The organism is Acinetobacter sp. CIP 101934 (genome assembly GCF_000369585.1).
In the GTDB taxonomy this organism is placed as follows: Bacteria; Pseudomonadota; Gammaproteobacteria; order Pseudomonadales; family Moraxellaceae; genus Acinetobacter; species Acinetobacter schindleri.
Window position 1 is genome coordinate 1891099 of the sequence record NZ_KB850094.1, and the last position, 16960, is coordinate 1908058.

General features: G+C 42.7%; 20 protein-coding genes. 11 read left to right on the plus strand and 9 right to left on the minus strand.

What is annotated here, in order from left to right; genetic code table 11:
• Positions 1–7: 7 nt before the first annotated feature.
• From F899_RS09305 to F899_RS09320, 4 genes are all read right to left on the minus strand, one after another.
• Complete coding sequence (locus F899_RS09305) at positions 8–1150, minus strand: ribonuclease D (RefSeq protein ID WP_005222357.1); 1143 nt, start codon at positions 1148–1150, stop codon at positions 8–10.
• 191 nt (positions 1151–1341) lie between these two features.
• Entirely contained in the window at positions 1342–1938 is a 597-nt protein-coding gene (gene recR, locus F899_RS09310; protein WP_004815833.1) for a recombination mediator RecR, read from the minus strand.
• Positions 1939–1951: 13 nt separating this feature from the next.
• Entirely contained in the window at positions 1952–2281 is a 330-nt protein-coding gene (locus tag F899_RS09315; RefSeq protein WP_004815831.1) for a YbaB/EbfC family nucleoid-associated protein, read from the minus strand.
• 29 nt (positions 2282–2310) lie between these two features.
• Entirely contained in the window at positions 2311–3492 is a 1182-nt protein-coding gene (locus F899_RS09320; RefSeq protein WP_005222358.1) for an O-succinylhomoserine sulfhydrylase, read from the minus strand.
• Between the two features lie 143 nt (positions 3493–3635).
• Here F899_RS09320 and F899_RS09325 point away from each other — a divergent pair, with 143 nt between their 5' ends.
• The 11 genes from F899_RS09325 (at position 3636) to yddG (ending at position 12731) form a co-directional block, all read left to right on the plus strand.
• The gene (locus tag F899_RS09325) at positions 3636–4733 is read left to right on the plus strand and encodes an alpha/beta fold hydrolase (RefSeq protein ID WP_005222359.1); all 1098 of its coding nucleotides are present in this window, start codon (positions 3636–3638) and stop codon (positions 4731–4733) included.
• A gap of 55 nt (positions 4734–4788) precedes the next feature.
• Positions 4789–5661 carry an NAD(P)-dependent oxidoreductase gene (locus tag F899_RS09330; protein WP_005222360.1) on the plus strand — a complete coding sequence of 291 codons (873 nt, stop codon included), beginning with the start codon at positions 4789–4791 and terminating at the stop codon, positions 5659–5661.
• Between the two features lie 109 nt (positions 5662–5770).
• The gene (locus F899_RS09335; RefSeq protein ID WP_372510725.1) at positions 5771–6013 is read left to right on the plus strand and encodes a YARHG domain-containing protein; all 243 of its coding nucleotides are present in this window, start codon (positions 5771–5773) and stop codon (positions 6011–6013) included.
• Between the two features lie 31 nt (positions 6014–6044).
• A complete protein-coding gene (locus tag F899_RS09340; protein WP_004815822.1) occupies positions 6045–6458 on the plus strand; it encodes an HIT family protein in 414 nt (137 codons plus the stop codon).
• A 316-nt stretch (positions 6459–6774) separates the two neighbouring features.
• The gene (locus tag F899_RS09345; RefSeq protein WP_004815820.1) at positions 6775–7854 is read left to right on the plus strand and encodes a porin; all 1080 of its coding nucleotides are present in this window, start codon (positions 6775–6777) and stop codon (positions 7852–7854) included.
• 456 nt (positions 7855–8310) lie between these two features.
• Positions 8311–8502: a cytochrome oxidase putative small subunit CydP gene (cydP, locus tag F899_RS09350; protein ID WP_005222361.1), complete on the plus strand. Its 192-nt coding sequence runs from the start codon at positions 8311–8313 to the stop codon at positions 8500–8502.
• Entirely contained in the window at positions 8502–10127 is a 1626-nt protein-coding gene (locus F899_RS09355; protein ID WP_004815816.1) for a cytochrome ubiquinol oxidase subunit I, read from the plus strand. The genes cydP and F899_RS09355 overlap by 1 nt, the downstream gene beginning before the upstream one ends.
• Positions 10124–11269, plus strand: a complete 1146-nt coding sequence (cydB, locus tag F899_RS09360; RefSeq protein WP_004815815.1) for a cytochrome d ubiquinol oxidase subunit II — start codon at positions 10124–10126, stop codon at positions 11267–11269. The genes F899_RS09355 and cydB overlap by 4 nt, the downstream gene beginning before the upstream one ends.
• Positions 11270–11294: 25 nt before the next feature.
• The gene (gene cydX, locus F899_RS15420) at positions 11295–11396 is read left to right on the plus strand and encodes a cytochrome bd-I oxidase subunit CydX (protein WP_004278713.1); all 102 of its coding nucleotides are present in this window, start codon (positions 11295–11297) and stop codon (positions 11394–11396) included.
• Between the two features lie 3 nt (positions 11397–11399).
• Positions 11400–11702 (plus strand): cyd operon YbgE family protein, encoded by a 303-nt coding sequence (locus F899_RS09370; RefSeq protein ID WP_004815813.1) that lies wholly within the window; start codon positions 11400–11402, stop codon positions 11700–11702.
• 144 nt (positions 11703–11846) lie between these two features.
• Positions 11847–12731 (plus strand): aromatic amino acid DMT transporter YddG, encoded by an 885-nt coding sequence (gene yddG / locus F899_RS09375; protein ID WP_005222364.1) that lies wholly within the window; start codon positions 11847–11849, stop codon positions 12729–12731.
• A 106-nt stretch (positions 12732–12837) separates the two neighbouring features.
• On the opposite strand, the gene F899_RS09380 is transcribed toward yddG, so the two are convergent.
• From F899_RS09380 to eno, 5 genes are all read right to left on the minus strand, one after another.
• Entirely contained in the window at positions 12838–13191 is a 354-nt protein-coding gene (locus F899_RS09380) for a hypothetical protein (RefSeq protein WP_228127801.1), read from the minus strand.
• 115 nt (positions 13192–13306) lie between these two features.
• Positions 13307–14443 (minus strand): rod shape-determining protein RodA, encoded by a 1137-nt coding sequence (gene rodA, locus F899_RS09385; RefSeq protein WP_004893075.1) that lies wholly within the window; start codon positions 14441–14443, stop codon positions 13307–13309.
• Between the two features lie 101 nt (positions 14444–14544).
• Positions 14545–15258, minus strand: coding sequence for a 2-C-methyl-D-erythritol 4-phosphate cytidylyltransferase (gene ispD / locus F899_RS09390; protein ID WP_005222367.1), 714 nt, complete (start codon positions 15256–15258; stop codon positions 14545–14547).
• The gene (locus F899_RS09395) at positions 15227–15613 is read right to left on the minus strand and encodes a septum formation initiator family protein (RefSeq protein ID WP_005222368.1); all 387 of its coding nucleotides are present in this window, start codon (positions 15611–15613) and stop codon (positions 15227–15229) included. The genes ispD and F899_RS09395 overlap by 32 nt, the downstream gene beginning before the upstream one ends.
• Before the next feature lie 13 nt (positions 15614–15626).
• Positions 15627–16916, minus strand: coding sequence for a phosphopyruvate hydratase (gene eno, locus F899_RS09400; protein ID WP_004893069.1), 1290 nt, complete (start codon positions 16914–16916; stop codon positions 15627–15629).
• Between the last annotated feature and the right edge of the window lie 44 nt (positions 16917–16960).

The window sequence follows — 16960 nt, forward strand, 5'->3', positions numbered from 1 at the left end:
CCAGGCTTTAGTCGACAACTTTCATCTGTCTAGAAAGATAGGATTCATCCTGACGTAGCAGCTCAACCAGTGGCTTGGTCAGATGATCATAACGCCAGCCAAGTAAAAATTCCGGCAAATCCTGTTCATCATTGTGGAAAACAACATGCTGGTACAACGCATTCATCCATTTTTTGCGCATCAGGACTTCTTTCGGGATAGAAGTTTCATCTACAACATTTTGAATGATGGCATCAACTTTTGTACCGACTTCACTTGAAGAATGACGGATTGGACGTGCCAGACGTAATGGCCACTCGGATTGATCTGGCAAGAATTTCAGCAGGTCCAGAATCATCTTGCCATGATCACGAATAATATTGGCACGCAGATCTTTCACAGTGCTGAGCTGGAACATATTCTTAGGGTTCTTTTCCACCAGATTAATCATGGTAGAGTTTTTCATGATGAAACTGCGCGGAATATTCAGTGCCTTGGCAATCTGCTCACGCCATACTGCAAGCTGCTGTAGCTGCATCAGCTGACGGCGTGAATGACGATAATTACCAACATCCTGATATAACAAGGCTGTTGGTGTTTCCTCGCCAATTTCCCGGGTCATGAAGCGGCAATCTTCCAGTGCCAAGTCTAACAGGTGCTTTCGTTTCAACTCCTGCTTGATCTGATCACCCAAGTGCACCAGATAATGCACATCATTGGCTGCATACAACAATTGTTCATGACTTAAAGGACGTGCCAACCAGTTTGAACGGGTTTGATCTTTTTCAATTTCCACATCCAGCATCTGCTTCAAGGCATTCTGATAGCTGACCTGTAAACCATGCCCCAGAAACGCCATCCCTACTTGGGTATCAAAAACATTACTCAGAGATTTTTGCTGGGTATAGTGATAGATCAGATCAATGTCTTCTCCACAGGCATGGAAAATGTTCTGTTGTGCTGCAAAGAGACGCTTGAAGAACTCGGTCAGATCCAGCGTCGTACCGTCGAGCAGATAGACATTGCCACAGACATTAATCTGGAACACACCAAGTTTCGGCCATAAAGTATCGACCTTGATGAACTCTGTATCCAAAGCATAAACCGAGCTTTGATCCATTTGTGCGAGTACTTGATCGAGTCCAGCTTGATCTTGAATAAATTGAAACATAAATGACTGAATTAGCGTAATGTGGATGTCCGAATATAGTTATCTTAACTGATATTTATAATATTTATGATAAAAAAATAAACATTTAGCTATAAAATTTGGCAATAACAATATCGATAAATTAAATGAATATTCTCGTATTTTTTCTAACTTGTTCTTCTTTTTAGTAAAACGCATGCAGAGAAACAGGTTTATTTCATCCGCATGCGGTTATGTACAGCTTGGCTTAAGGTATGGCTGTCTACATATTCCAGTTCACCACCTTGTGGTACACCTTGGGCGATCCGGGTAATCTGAATCGGTAAATGCTTGCTGGCTTCCATGAGGTAGTGCGCAGTCGCCTGTCCTTCTACAGTTGCATTCGTAGCCAGAATCACTTCACGAATCTGACCTCTATTTAAACGCTCGAGTAGATATGGAATCCCAATTTCTTCAGGCCCAATTCCATCTAGTGGTGACAAATGTCCACCCAATACATGGTATTTACCACGAAAACTGCCACTCTGCTCAATAGCCATCACATCCGCTGGTGATTCCACCACACAAAGCAGCTCATCATCACGTTCAGTTGAGGTGCAAATATTACAGACTTCATCTTCAGTGAGTGAATGACAGATTGAACATTCATGAATATGGTTGGTTGCTTCAGTCAATGCATGTGCCAGACCAATCGCACCTTCACGGTTTTTCATGATCAGATGCAATGCCATACGCTGGGCCGATTTCGGCCCAACGCTTGGCAAGATGCGTAATGCTTGAACCAGTTGATCAAAACGATCACTAAACATTGCGCAAATTTCCTTAGAACAGGCCAGCCAGACCTGGAGGTAAGCCCATGCCCTGGTTTGCAGACTTCATACGTTCTTCTGAAATTGCTTCAGCTTGGCGTGCCGCATCATTCATTGCAGCCGCGATCAGATCTTCAATCATATCCGGATCATCCTGTAGAAGTTCTGGATCGATCTGAATGCGTTTTACCACATTACGTGCAGTCATCGTTACTTTTACCAGACCACCGCCTGCTTCAGCATGAACCTCTACCAGCGCAAGCTCTTCTTTGGCTTTTTTCAGGTTGGTTTCTACTTCCTTTTGCATGCGCTGAGCTTGCTGCATCAACATATTAATGTTCATAAAAATCTCCGAACATAAATTTATAAAAATTAGATTAAATCTAAACCGCGTGTAATGTCACGGATAATATCATCAATATCTTCCAAACCAACAGAAACACGAATTAAACCTTCACGAATACCTGCGGCTTCTTTTGCTTCAGGTGAAAGTTTGCCATGCGTTGTCGTTGCCGGGTGAGTAATCGTTGATTTCGCATCACCCAGGTTACCGGTAATCGAGATGAATTGAGTATTATCGATGACTTTCCAGGCCTCTTCACGACCACCTTTCACTTCAAATGATACGATACCACCAAAGCCGGTTTGCTGCTTTGCCGCCAGTTCATGACCTACATGCTCAGGCAGACCTGCGTAGTACACTTTTTCTACTTTTGGATGTGCATTTAAGTATTCAGCGAGTTTCTGTGCACTTGCGGAGTGTTCACGCATACGCAGACGTAAGGTTTCCAGACCCTTTAGGAACACCCAGGCATTGAACGGACTCATAGATGGGCCTGTGGTACGCACATAACCGAAGATTTCTTCAAGCAATTTGTGATTACCGACAACTGCACCACCCAATGCACGACCTTGCCCATCCAGGTACTTCGTAGCTGAATATACAACGAGGTCAGCACCAAATTTGATTGGTTGTTGTAATACAGGTGTACAGAAGCTGTTATCAATTACCAGTAATGCATCATGAGCATGTGCAAGATCTGAAAGCGCCTGAATATCAGCCACTTCAGCCAGTGGGTTAGATGGAGATTCTACAAAGAACAGTTTCGTTTCGGGCTTGATTGCATTTTTCCAGGCATCGACATCAGTCAGGTCCACAAAATCAACTGCCACACCGAACTTGCCTACATACTTTTCAAACAGAGAAACCGTAGAACCAAATACTGCACGTGAACAGATCACATGGTCACCTGCTTTCAGGAAGGCCATTGCCACTGCCATAATCGCAGCCATACCCGAACTGGTCGCTACGGCGCGCTCAGCACCTTCAAGCGCAGCCAGACGTTTTTCAAACATTGCGACCGTAGGATTGGTAAAGCGTGAGTAAATATTGCCAGGTTCCTGACCTGAGAATTTTGCTGCCGCTTCAGCCGCATTTTCATAGACGAAAGAAGATGTCAGGAAGATCGGTTCTCCGTGCTCACCCTCAAAGCTACGTGTATGACCTGTACGGATGGCTAAAGTATCTAATTGATAATCGTCTTGTTGGCTCATTGCTCTAATTCAGCCCTGGCGGACTGCCTGTTGTAAAAAATTGCCAACATTTTGAGCGCCTATGCTATTTCAGGTCAAGGCATAATAAGCAATTATTGCCTAGACTTCGATCACTCCCTACCGGACACGGACAATTTATCTTTATGATTCAGTTAAAACAAAATCTGCAACGTCAACAGAAAAAACTCAAGCACCTGCGTGCGCGGTTTTTCAACAGCTCCTCACTGGTACTGTCTCAAAAAACCCCGTTTGAGTACATCAAGGAAACTGAATTATATAAAGTCCGGCATTATCCAGCACCTGAAAGAAAGTTTAAGGAACCTTTGGTATTTGTTGCGCCGCTGGCGATTAACATGGGTATTTATGATCTGTATCCCTACCGTTCATTAGTAAAGCATTTCCAGCATAGCGGTTTTGAAGTATACCTGGTGGAATGGAACCGTTTCAGCTTCAAACACAAAGAGCTGAATTTTCTGTCCTTTATCGATCAATCTATTCCAGATGCCATAGAGCATATTTGCGAACATGCAGACAGTCCTTATATTTCCCTGCATGGCTGGAGTATGGCAGGTGTCTTTGTCACCCTATATACCGCGCTACACTCTCCAGAGCATGTGAAAAACCTGATGGTCATGGGCAGTCCAATTGACAGCTATGCCTCTGGCCGCATCGGTAAACTGTTTGAAACCACCAATAAACTGATTTCACAAAATCCAGCCCTGCGAAATACCGTACATAAGGGATTAATCCCCAAACACTATATTCATACGCCAGGTATTTTGAATGCCTTAGGCTTTAAACTGCTGGATCCTGTGGGTTGGTTTAAAAGTCAGAAACAGTTTTTGCTGAATCTGGAAAAACCCGACTATGTCTATGAACACGCCACCATGGGTCATTTCCTGAATAAAATGATCGATTACCCGGGTGGAATCAATCAGGATATGGTGCTGCACCTGTGGTTACAGAATCCTCTTAAAGATGGTTCGATTAATCTGCATGGCAATAAGATTGATTTAAAAAATATTTCCTGCTCACTCATGGTCGGTGCTGGTTTGACGGATCAGATTGTTACCCGAGAAGCTGCAGAACCACTCACCCAGCTGACCAGCAGCAAAGATATTACTTTTACCCTGATTCCAGGTGGACACCTTGGTTTAATGTCAAATCAAAAGACAGCCAACACTTTTTGGCCTAAACTAACCACCTGGCTTGAGCAGCGTTCTACTCGACTAGCGCAATAATTCGAGAGATGCCTTCAAGCTTATAATTTTTAATTAAAAGATTTTGAGGGTTATCATGATTCAATCAGTTGCGTTTCTTGGCTTGGGTGCTATGGGCTATCGCATGGCTGCGCATTTACCAAAGCATTTTGATACGGTCTATGTCTGGAACCGTACTGCTGCCAAGGCAGAGCAGCATGCAACTGAATATGGTACACAGGCAGCAAGTCTGGAACAGGCCATCCAGGCAGATATAATCTTCTCCTGCTTACCCACCAGTGCTGATGTTGAAGCTTTAGTCCAAGGTCTGGAATTAAAAGCAGGCAGTATCTGGGTCGACTGCACCAGTGGTGTACCTGATGCAGCTCGTCGTCTGGAAGAAACTTTAGCAGATCAAGGCGTGATTTTTCTGGATGCACCCGTCAGCGGTCAGACGATCGGTGCTGAAAATGGCACTTTAACTGTTATGATTGGTGGTAGTGCAGCAGGTTTTGAACAAGCCCTTCCCGCGATTCAGGCTTTCGGCAAGCTGATCAAGCATGTTGGTGAATCTGGCGCGGGCTTTGCAGTGAAAGCAGTCAATAATATGTTAATGGCTGTAAACCTGTGTGCAGTTGCAGAAGGCTTTGTGACGCTGAAAGCGCATGGTGTAAGTTTGAATGAAGCACTGGAATGTATTAATGCATCAAGCGGTAAAAGTAACGTAACTGAGACCGTGATGCCGCAGCGTATTTTGAACCGCAGTTTCCCGCTTACCTTTGCATTACCGTTACTTGCCAAAGATACAGGGATTGCGGTAGATCTGGTTCGTGATGCCAAGCTGTCTGCACCATTGCTATCGCTAACCCAGAACCTGATTCAGGCAGCTAACCTTCAGGCAGAAGAAAATAGTGACTTTTCTGCTGCAATAAAAATGTATGAATCATGGAGTAAAATTACTATTGAGTAATATATCGCCATTGAATCGTGAGAACAAAACCCAATATTGTGTTTAGGTATAGACACATGATTCAACACCAGAGGAAACCCGCATGAAAAAATTGACTGTTGCGACAGTGATGAGTTTTGCAGCATTGCTAGGGGCTTCAACTTCAGTTTTAGCTTCTGAACAAGAATGCAAAAAACTGAAAAATGATCATGATGTGATTTATGCTTCCAAGGGCTTCTGTTTTAAAGATCCAGATGCCAAAGCAAAGTATGGTAATGACAATTGCTACACAACCAAGCCAAAATTTTCAGAAAAAGAGCAACAACGTCTTGACGCGATCAAAGATCGTCAGAAAGAATTGAACTGTAAATAATTTAATTCAATGACGCTCAAGGAATGCCCTCATGACTTACGATGATCAAAATATCTTTGCACGAATTCTGCGCGGTGAACTGCCTGCAATCAAGGTGTATGAAGACGACCAGGTTCTTGCATTTATGGACATCATGCCTCAGGCAGACGGTCATACTTTGGTCATTCCTAAATCGCCTGCGGTGACGCTACTTGATCTGGATCCTGAAGTGGCTGCATATACCATTCAGATCGTACAAAAGGTTGCCAAAGCCATCGAAAAAGGCCTAGGTGTAGAGGGTATCGTGCTGATGCAATTATCAGGTACCGCAGCGGGTCAGACCGTACCCCATGTACATTTCCATCTGGTTCCTACCTCTTTGCACAATCTGGGCAAACATGCCTTGGTCATGGGTGATCAGGAGAAAATCAAGGCGCTAGCTGAGAAAATCAAAGCAGCGTTATAATGCTAGATTAAACCGATATAGAAATGGAGCTTCGGCTCCTTTTTTTCTACCACCCAAAAAATGTAAAATATTAATCTTTGTGAAAGCCGACAAATAAAACAATTTAATATATTGATTAATAATAACTTTATTAAAATAAAACATATACTATTCATATTTTTACATAACGAAACATTTAATATATTTGAAATATTTCCTTAATCTTATTGTCTTATTTGTAATCGATACTTAGCACCAATACAGGACGGTAGCAAAATTTAACAAAGCTACCACAACATCCTTGTTAGGACCAAAACAAGTCTTATTGGAGCTACACATGAAAAAAACTCTTTGCGCATTGGCAGTTGGGGCAACAATTTTAACACCAGTAATGGCAGCTGCTGCTGACGTTAAAGTATATGGTCGTGCACACGTTTCTCTGGATTATCTGGATGACGGCAAGGACTATAATGAGGTGGCTTTATCCTCAAACTCATCACGCTTAGGCTTTAAAGTCGATCACAAGATTAATGAAGATCTGACTGCATTCGCTCAGATCGAACAGCAAATCAACTTTTCTAGCGGATCGGATGATAGTGAGGATTCTATAAACTTCTCTACCCGAGATACTTATGTCGGAGTCAAAGGTAACTTTGGTCAAGTTAAAGTGGGCCGTTTTGACAGCCCATTTAAAGCGGCACGTGGTCCGGCAAACTTCTTTGGTGACCAGGTCGGCGACTTGCGTAATATCACTCGTGCTTACAATCACCGCTTCGATGAACGTAACCCGAATACGATTGAGTATAAAACACCAAAATTTGGTGGTGGTTTCACTGCAACAGCAGCTTTATCTTTACATGATGGCACGATGATCAGCAATGATACGACTGAGGATAGTAATGAAAAATCTCAAGCGTATGACCTAGGTTTAAATTATAACGCGGGTAACTGGGATGTCGCGGCTGCTTATGAACATTATGCAGAAGATGTGAGCCGCGGTGAACGAGATGGTATCCGTTTAGCAGCAGCTTATAAATTAACGCCTGAACTGAATGTGGGCGCACTTTACCAGTTTACTGCACTGGATGATGGCAGTGGCACCAATGCGGATGCTAATGTTTTCGGTGTAGGCGCGGAATATAAACTAACAGATAAAAATACATTACGCGGTCACGTTTTCCACCGTGATATTGATACAGCTGATGCTAACTCAACCCTACTTGCATTGGGCTTAGAGCATCGCCTAGATAAACAGTTCCGTGTTTATGGCAACCTGGCAGCCATGCTGAATGATGACGCTGCTAACCTGACACCTTGGTCACAAGCACGTAGTAATAAAGCAGGTTCATCCCAAGGTGTAAATGCAGCAGGTGAAACTGCAATGGGCTTGTCTGTAGGTATGCGTTACGACTTCTAAGCTCTACTCTCCTCCAAAAGCTTAAAAAGAACATGCTGCATGTATGTTCTTTTTTTTGCCTGCTTTTTCTCAATAATAAGAATCCACCTCACCTTTAGATTCCACGAAATACCCTTCTCGTTTTAATCCCTAAAATTTTAATCTATTCTCATTTTCAATAAAAATATAATAAACCAAGTAAAATAATCAAGATTTAAAATATTATTTTTTTCTTAATCCAACCATTTTAATAGGATATTAATTTTTAAATATAAGTAAAAAAGTCGGATTTAAAAATAATTATGTTTACACAAAATAATCACAAATATTTTGATTATTCTTTAAAAAACTATAATTTTAATTATTTAATATTCAAATAGTTATAAATATATGTTTATTTAAACTGTTTAGTCTATTTATTTTTTATCATATTAGATTAATAATAAATTAACACGTTATAAAGACAGGCTTATTTACATGAGCTTAGTTCCAGAAAATCTAAATCAAAAAGTTGTAAGAGAGATCACTTTGATTTTAATCATCAAGGTCATTCTACTACTGACAATCAAACATATTTGGTTTGATGCGCCTACGATTCCCAAAAATTTTGACTCTCAAGTTGCCGAGCATATTGCCGGCAGTCCTTCCCAAATCAAGGAGACACGTTGATGATTGCTGAAAGCGTGGTCGATCTTTCGCGGTTCCAGTTTGCTATGACTGCGATGTATCATTTTATTTTCGTTCCGTTGACCTTAGGCCTGGCCTTTATCCTGGCCATTATGGAAACCACTTATGTGATTTCCGGTAAGGAAATTTATCGGGACATGACCAAATTCTGGGGGAAACTCTTCGGGATTAACTTTGCACTCGGGGTAACTACCGGTCTGACCATGGAATTCCAGTTTGGTACCAACTGGGCCTACTATTCGCACTATGTAGGTGACATCTTTGGTGCACCACTAGCGATTGAAGGCTTAATGGCTTTCTTCCTGGAATCTACTTTCATTGGCCTGTTCTTCTTTGGATGGGATCGTCTGTCTAAGGTTCAGCATCTCTGTGTAACCTGGTTAGTGGCACTCGGCTCCAACATGTCTGCATTGTGGATTCTGGTTGCCAATGGCTGGATGCAAAACCCGGTGGGTTCTAAATTCAACTATGAAACCATGCGTATGGAACTGGTTGATTTTGGTGCACTGATCTTTAACCCGGTCGCTCAAGTAAAATTTGTTCACACTGTTTCTGCAGGTTATGTAACAGGTGCGATTTTCGTTCTGGCAATCTCAAGCTTCTATCTGCTAAAAAAACGTGACTTGCCTTTTGCCCGCCGTTCTTTCGCTATTGCTGCAGTTTTTGGTCTGGCCTCTACACTTTCAGTGATTTTACTAGGTGATGAATCTGGCTACGAAATTGGTGATGTACAAAAGACTAAACTGGCTGCGATTGAAGCAGAATGGGAAACAGAACCAGCCCCAGCTGCATTCACTTTGTTTGGTTTCCCAAATCAGGAAACCATGCGTACAGATTATGCAGTCAAAATTCCTTATGTCATGGGGATCATTGCAACCCGTTCAATAGATACTCCAGTGATAGGGATCAAGGACCTGCTGGTTGAACATGAAGGTCGTATCCGCAACGGTATGCTGGCATACGAACAGCTTGAAAAATTACGTGCAGGCGATCAATCTCCTGAAGTAAAAGCAGCATTTGAAAATACCCAAAAAGATCTTGGTTATGGTCTGCTTCTGAAAAAATACACTCCAAATGTCGTCGATGCTTCTGACGAACACATCAAAGCTGCTGCCAAAGACACTATTCCACATGTACCAAGTCTGTTCTGGGCATTCCGTGCCATGGTAGGTTCTGGCTTCCTGATGTTGCTGCTGTTCGTATTAGCGACTTTTGCTGTAGCGAAACGCAATGCTGAAAACAAACCTTGGTTATTAAAATTTGCCCTGTTTGCTTTACCACTGCCTTGGATTGCTGCACAAACTGGCTGGTATGTGGCTGAAGTAGGTCGTCAACCCTGGACCATTGGTGAAGTATTACCTACCCACCTGTCTGCATCTACTTTAAGCACAGGCGATGTTATGGGTTCAATCCTGGCACTGGCAGCGTTCTACACAGTATTACTGATCATTGAAATGTACCTGATGATCAAGTTCGCTCGCCTGGGACCAAGCTCATTACATACTGGCAAATACCATTTCGAAAAACCTAATTCTCAAGTAACTGCCGAGCAAGAAGACGCAGCTGCAGCTCTTCCAGAAGGTGCAACTGGCGAGGTGAAATCATGATTGAATATGAACTGCTCAAAATTATCTGGTGGGTATTGGTTGGCGTTTTGCTGATTGGCTTTGCACTGACTGATGGCTTCGATATGGGCTCAATGGCGATCATGCCATTTGTAGGTAAAAATGATCAGGAACGTCGTGCGGCAATCAATACAATTGCCCCACACTGGGATGGTAACCAAGTCTGGTTCATCACTGCAGGTGGTGCCCTGTTTGCAGCATGGCCAATGGTCTATGCTACTGCTTTCTCTGGCATGTACTGGGCGCTACTCTTAGTACTATTTGCATTGTTCCTGCGACCTGTCGGCTTTGACTACCGCTCCAAGTTGGAAAATACCAAATGGCGTAATTCCTGGGACTGGGGCCTAGCTGTTGGCGGTGCGGTTCCTGCATTAGTCTTCGGTGTCGCTTTCGGCAACATGTTCCTGGGCGTACCATTCACTCTAGATGAAACTGTTCGTTCAACTTATTCCGGCAGTTTCTTCGCTCTTCTGAATCCGTTTGCTTTAGTGTGCGGTATTGTAAGCTTGTCTATGTTGTGCGCACACGGTGGCGCTTGGTTAATGCTGCGTACTGATGGTGCATTACGTGAACGTTCTGCTCAAGCAACCAAAATTATGGGACTGGTTTATCTGGTGACTTTCCTTGCTGCTGGCGCATGGTTATATTTCGGCGGTATTCAAGGTTATACACTGGTGACTCCATATGACACCAATGGTGTTGCAAATCCACTGGCTAAAGAAGTACTGATCAATAGCAACCCTGGCTGGATGAATAACTATACAACTTATCCAATTACCATGATTGCGCCAATTATGGGTATCCTTGGCGGTATTATTGTCGTGCTGGCTGCATCTAAAGCCAAAGCAGGCCTGAGCTTCCTAGGTTCATCTATGGCGGTGATCGGTGCAATCCTGACTGCCGGTTTTGCCCTGTTCCCATTCTTAATGCCATCTAGCATTAACCCTGTTGCCAGCTTGACCATGTGGGATGCAGTATCCAGTAAAAATACCTTGACGGTAATGACTGTCGCTGCATGTATCTTTGTTCCAATTATCCTGCTTTACACCACTTGGTGTTACTACAAGATGTGGGGCGTAATCACCAACAAACACATTCAAGAGAATTCACACAGCCTGTACTAAGACTGTGTCCTAAGGAGACGAAATTATGTGGTATTTTGCATGGATTCTAGGGGTACTTATGGCGTGTTTTGCCAGTGTGATTGCTGCAATTTACATGGAACAGCACCAAGACCTGGATGAGGAATAAATCATGACTGAAGCTGCGCTAGAGAAACCCGTTATAGACAAGAAACCCAACAAATTTGCGATGGTGATTTCCTGCCTGCTGGCATTTCCACTCGCAGCGGTGTTACTGGTACATCCAGCTGCGATGCTGGATGACAATGGTGCATATAGTCATCGAGCCATGATGTTTATTATGATTGGTATTTCTGGAGGCTTTGTTCATGGTGTAGGCTTTATGCCACGCCACTGGTTCTGGAAATGGCTCTTTAGTCCATTTTTAGCATGGCCTTTAATGATCTGGGGCTATTACACCTGGTTCATCGCCTGAGCATTCAAACAAAATTTAAGCTCTTTTCGGAGAGCTTAAATTTGATAAATACAAGATCTTTACTCTCATATTTTTAAAAAGAACAATGATATTTTTATCAATTTTGGCCTAAACTATCTTCTAAATTTATCCTGAACAAGAGTAATGAACTCAAACAAAGCGACATTGATTGGTCTTACGGCAGTTTTCTTATGGAGTCTCATTGTTGCTCTCATCAAAGAAGTCAGTCATTACTTTGGACCGATCGGGGGAGCTGCGTTAATCTATTCATGCGCCTCGATTATTCTATTGTTCTCATTTGGCTGGACACATCTGAAAGAATTCCCCCTTAAATATCTGATTTGGGGAAGCCTGCTTTTTGTGGCTTATGAAATTTGTCTTGCCCTGTCTATAGGTTATTCAACCAATAACAGACAAGCCATAGAAATCGGAATGGTGAATTATCTGTGGCCGACAGCCACGATTCTATTTTCAATTATTTTTAACAGGCAAAAAGCCAATTTTCTTATCTTTCCCGGGATATGTTTATCTGTGGCAGGGATCTGTCTGGTGCTTGGTGGTGAAGCTGGATTTAGCTTTAAAACAATGCTGTCCAATATACAGGCCAATCCACTGAGTTATGGACTGGCTTTAACCGGTGTCTTTCTATGGGCTGCCTATTGTACCCTGACTGCTCGTGCTGCCAATGGTAAAAATGGTATTACCTTATTCTTTATTTGGGTGTCGATTGTACTATGGACCCAATGGATTTTCTCTGCTGAGCCCATACCGAATTTCGAATTGAATTCCAGCATTTATCTGGTATTAGCTGCTTTTGCAATGGGCATTGGCTATGGGGCATGGAATATCGGAATTATGCATGGAAATGTGACTGTATTGGCAACAGCTTCATACTTTATCCCGGTTTTTTCTTCTGTGGTTTCAGCATTGATTTTGAGCACACAATTAACCTTCAGCTTCTGGAAAGGTGCATTGATGGTGTGTTTTGGTTCACTGCTTTGCTGGATGGCGACTAAAGCAAAATCATAGACCCGACAAAACCAACCAATGCAAAGTCTAACTTTTAATCAAATAAAAATGCCATTTTTAAAGCGTCTTTAGAGCCTTTGTGAACCGTATAGGTAGAATTCACCCCCTACCGTTTTAGGCACCCCGTTTCATAAGTAGTACCCAAATCAATGAAGGACTGATTAAAGCTTGTATCCAATGAACGAATAAATTGCAGTTCATTCTTGGCTCCAGCCAGATGCAGATTTTGTTCGGAAAACTGCTTAAGCTGTTTTAGACCTTTAGAATATTCACATGCTTTAGCAAGCATAATTGTTGGATGCTCGCGACGATCCACCGACACATTGAGTGCAGCCTGTTTTAACTCTAATGCATCATAATGCTGCTTAACTTGAGATTTAAATTCCGCTGAACTCAATGGCTTTGCCGATACAGTTGCTGACAATCCCATAAGTCCAATCACCAACATTAACTTCTTCATCTCGACCCCAATATGTAAATATAGTTATTTATCTAAGTTATTGAATATTTATAACATCAAATCTCAAGCAATAAAAAAGCCAGAATAAATCTGGCTTTTTCTTTTCTTCTATTATTTAGCGATGGGTATGGATTGACATCACAATACCCATACCGGCGAGCAAAGAAATCACAGCGGTTCCGCCATAACTCATCAGTGGTAATGGGTCGCCTGTCACTGGAAGGATACCACTCACCATGCCTGAGTTCAGGAATACGAAAAAGAAAAAGGTTAGACCTGTAGCACCCGCATATAGACGGCCAAAGTTATGAAAGCTGTTCATTCCGATCATCAAGCAACGAATAATAATAGCGGTAAACAGACTAAATAATAAAAATACACCGATAAAGCCAAATTCTTCGGCATAAGTCGACATAATAAAATCAGTATGATGCTCTGGCAGATAACCCAGATGTGACTGTGTCCCTTGCGAATAACCTTTGCCAGTCATTCCTCCAGAACCAATGGCGATTTTAGACTGGATAATATTCCAGCCTGCACCGAGTGCATCTGATTCAGGATCAAATAGCGTCAAGACACGTTTTTTCTGATATTCCTGTAACAGGAACATCCACATTAATGGTGCGACCACAGCTAATGCTGCCATTGCACCACCAATCAAGCGCCAGGACATACCACTCAGAAATAAAACAAAGATCCCCGGAATCACCAGACCGATATTCAAGTCAGGCTGCAATGCCACAAGCACAAAAGGAATACCCAACAAAATTAAGGCACCGATGATATGCATAAACTTGGGTGGAAATGGCTTACGCGCGAAGTACCAGGCCATCATCAGTGGCATGGCAAATTTCATCACTTCACTCGGCTGCATACTTCCCACGCCCGGCAAAGTAATCCAGCGTGTTGCTCCAAGTCGTCTTTCACCAATCACAAAGACCAGCAATAGCATAAAAATCCCGAAGGCATAAAAATACGGGCTTGCGGCTTGATACACTTTTGGCGGAACCTGCGCACAGATAAACATCACCACAAAACCGACACCGAAACTGATTGCCTGACGGATTACCATGCCAGAATTTTCAGAGGTTGCACTATAAACCACCATCAACCCCAAGGCAGCATTCAGTAACAGGAAACATAGCAACCACGGGTCCAGATGTAGCTTGGTCCATCTTGAGGAATCGTGTTTTATACTCAATCCATCACGTGCGGATTGTCGTAAAAAACGATACTGCTGTGAAGGTATCATTGTGACAAAAGGTTCAAAACTAACAATGGCGAAATTATAAGTGAAAGCAGCGGAGAATTGATCGCCAGTGCTCTATTTATTATGTATTTCTTCAAATAAATTTAGGCTTGTGCTGCCAGAATCAGACGAGCCATTTCCAGGTCATCCGGATAGGTAATTTTGAGATTATCAGATCGCCCCTGTACCACACGTACGGTTTCACCTACATGCTCAAGTGCACTGGCTTCATCGGTAATATTGGCACCATCTTGTAATGCCTGTTCAATAGCATGTTTTAACCGGCCCAGTTTGGCCATTTGTGGTGTTTGAGCCTGCCAGAGAGTCGAACGGTCTACTGTAGTTTCGATATCCTGACCTTGTACGACGCGCTTTAAGGTATCGCGGACTGGAATTGCCAAAATGGCAGCTTGATCAGTTTCAGTCGCCGTATTGACCAAATCAATCAATGCATTTTGACTGACACATGGACGTGCCGCATCATGTACCAATACCCAATCTTCTTCTGAAGTGATTTCAGTTAGGTAAGCTAAGGCATTGAGGACAGAATTGACCCGCTCTGTACCGCCGGCACAAAAATGGGCTTTATCCTGATTGGAAAATGGCAAGGTTATAGCAACATCATCCTGACTACCGATCGCCAGCACATAACCGGTCAGCGGAAGTTGATTCAGACGTGCAACCGTATGTTCAAGAACAGTACGCTCCTGAATCATTTGATATTGCTTTAGTTCTGTTTTAGAGAATCTGCTACCCGAACCTGCAGCTGGAATGATAGCCCATAATTTATGGTGTGCTTGAATTTTCAGCTGACTCATTGGTACGCAGGTCTACTTTAGAATTTTGATCGAGATAAATCGGTTTATATTGGGTACTGATGGTACTCATCTGCACAAAAGTCTCATGCGGCTTAATTAAACCCAGATCCAGACGTGCATGTTCTTCAATGGCTTGATCACCATTTTTCAGATCATAAACTTCAGCTGCCAGCACACGGTTGCGCTCTTTCAGCTCTTCATTCAGTTCTACTTGTTGTTGTATTTTCTGTGTCAGTGCCTGATGGTCTTGATAGCCACCCTCACCAAACCAGTATAAATATTGAAACCCTGCGATCATAAGGATCGCAAGGCCCAACAGTACTTTACTCATCAAAGAGTCGAATACATTTAACATCAACGATAATCGCTTAGTTCAAACCTTTGAATTCAGCTTTACCGCGATATGCAGCATTAGTCAATTCTTCGATACGAAGTAATTGATTATATTTCGCTACACGGTCAGAACGGCAAAGTGAACCAGTCTTGATTTGACCTGCTGCTGTACCTACTGCAAGATCCGCAATAGTTGAATCTTCAGTTTCACCTGAACGGTGAGAAATTACAGTAGAGTAACCGTTTGCTTTTGCAAGGTAGATTGCATCTAAAGTTTCAGTCAAAGTACCGATCTGGTTGTACTTGATTAGAATAGAGTTACCTACTTTCTCATTGATACCACGTTGCAGAATCTTAGGATTCGTAACGAACAGGTCATCACCAACCAGCTGGATCTTGTCACCCAGAATCGAAGTCAGGTAAGACCAGCCTTCCCAGTCAGATTCATCTAGACCATCTTCAATCGAGATAATCGGGTACTGATTTACCAGACCTGCAAGGTAGTCAGAGAATTGGTTGCTTGTGAATGCTTTATTGCCTTCACCTGCAAGAATGTACTGACCATCTTTGTAGAATTCTGAAGACGCACAGTCAAGCGCAAGCATGATGTCAGAACCCGCTTTGTAGCCAGTTTTTTCAATTGCTTCAAGAATAACAGTGATCGCTTCTTCGTTTGAACGTAAGTTCGGAGCAAAACCACCCTCATCACCAACAGCAGTATTTAAACCCTGTTTTTTAAGTACTGATTTAAGTGAATGGAAGATTTCAGCGCCAGCGCGAAGTGCTTCAGAGAATGAAGTGAAACCTACAGGCTCAATCATGAACTCTTGAATGTCAACGTTGTTGTCCGCATGTGAACCACCATTCAGGATGTTCATCATTGGAACAGGCATTGTCAGAATGCTGTTGTTACGAAGGTCTGCGATGTATTGGAAAAGTGGGATTTTCTTTTCTTCAGCCGCAGCACGTGCAGCAGCAAGCGAAACTGCCAGAGTTGCGTTTGCACCTAGTTTTTCTTTGTTTTCAGTACCATCTAAAGCAATCATCGTGTTATCGATGTCTTTTTGTTCAAATACTGATTTACCAACCAAAGCTTCACGGATTAAAGTGTTTACGTTGTTAACCGCAGTTTTAACACCTTTACCCAGGTAACGTGCCTTGTCGCCATCACGAAGTTCTAAAGCTTCACGAGAACCAGTTGAAGCACCAGATGGTGCACATGCACGGCCAACTACGCCAGATGCTAAGATAACGTCTGCTTCGATGGTTGGATTACCACGAGAGTCCAAAATTTCACGTGCACGAATGTCAACGATTTGACTCATGAACTATTCCTCAGTTGATTAATAAAAATGATGCGTCAAAAAAG

Excerpts from the sequence above, each read along its gene's own strand:
- F899_RS09305 (WP_005222357.1), bottom strand. The coding sequence starts at position 1,150 with ATGTTTCAATTTATTCAAGATCAAGCTGGACTCGATCAAGTACTCGCA.
- recR (WP_004815833.1), bottom strand. The coding sequence starts at position 1,938 with ATGTTTAGTGATCGTTTTGATCAACTGGTTCAAGCATTACGCATCTTG.
- F899_RS09315 (WP_004815831.1), bottom strand. The coding sequence starts at position 2,281 with ATGAACATTAATATGTTGATGCAGCAAGCTCAGCGCATGCAAAAGGAA.
- F899_RS09320 (WP_005222358.1), bottom strand. The coding sequence starts at position 3,492 with ATGAGCCAACAAGACGATTATCAATTAGATACTTTAGCCATCCGTACA.
- F899_RS09325 (WP_005222359.1), top strand. The coding sequence starts at position 3,636 with ATGATTCAGTTAAAACAAAATCTGCAACGTCAACAGAAAAAACTCAAG.
- F899_RS09330 (WP_005222360.1), top strand. The coding sequence starts at position 4,789 with ATGATTCAATCAGTTGCGTTTCTTGGCTTGGGTGCTATGGGCTATCGC.
- F899_RS09335 (WP_372510725.1), top strand. The coding sequence starts at position 5,771 with ATGAGTTTTGCAGCATTGCTAGGGGCTTCAACTTCAGTTTTAGCTTCT.
- F899_RS09340 (WP_004815822.1), top strand. The coding sequence starts at position 6,045 with ATGACTTACGATGATCAAAATATCTTTGCACGAATTCTGCGCGGTGAA.
- F899_RS09345 (WP_004815820.1), top strand. The coding sequence starts at position 6,775 with ATGAAAAAAACTCTTTGCGCATTGGCAGTTGGGGCAACAATTTTAACA.
- cydP (WP_005222361.1), top strand. The coding sequence starts at position 8,311 with ATGAGCTTAGTTCCAGAAAATCTAAATCAAAAAGTTGTAAGAGAGATC.
- F899_RS09355 (WP_004815816.1), top strand. The coding sequence starts at position 8,502 with ATGATTGCTGAAAGCGTGGTCGATCTTTCGCGGTTCCAGTTTGCTATG.
- cydB (WP_004815815.1), top strand. The coding sequence starts at position 10,124 with ATGATTGAATATGAACTGCTCAAAATTATCTGGTGGGTATTGGTTGGC.
- cydX (WP_004278713.1), top strand. The coding sequence starts at position 11,295 with ATGTGGTATTTTGCATGGATTCTAGGGGTACTTATGGCGTGTTTTGCC.
- F899_RS09370 (WP_004815813.1), top strand. The coding sequence starts at position 11,400 with ATGACTGAAGCTGCGCTAGAGAAACCCGTTATAGACAAGAAACCCAAC.
- yddG (WP_005222364.1), top strand. The coding sequence starts at position 11,847 with ATGAACTCAAACAAAGCGACATTGATTGGTCTTACGGCAGTTTTCTTA.
- F899_RS09380 (WP_228127801.1), bottom strand. The coding sequence starts at position 13,191 with ATGAAGAAGTTAATGTTGGTGATTGGACTTATGGGATTGTCAGCAACT.
- rodA (WP_004893075.1), bottom strand. The coding sequence starts at position 14,443 with ATGATACCTTCACAGCAGTATCGTTTTTTACGACAATCCGCACGTGAT.
- ispD (WP_005222367.1), bottom strand. The coding sequence starts at position 15,258 with ATGAGTCAGCTGAAAATTCAAGCACACCATAAATTATGGGCTATCATT.
- F899_RS09395 (WP_005222368.1), bottom strand. The coding sequence starts at position 15,613 with ATGTTAAATGTATTCGACTCTTTGATGAGTAAAGTACTGTTGGGCCTT.
- eno (WP_004893069.1), bottom strand. The coding sequence starts at position 16,916 with ATGAGTCAAATCGTTGACATTCGTGCACGTGAAATTTTGGACTCTCGT.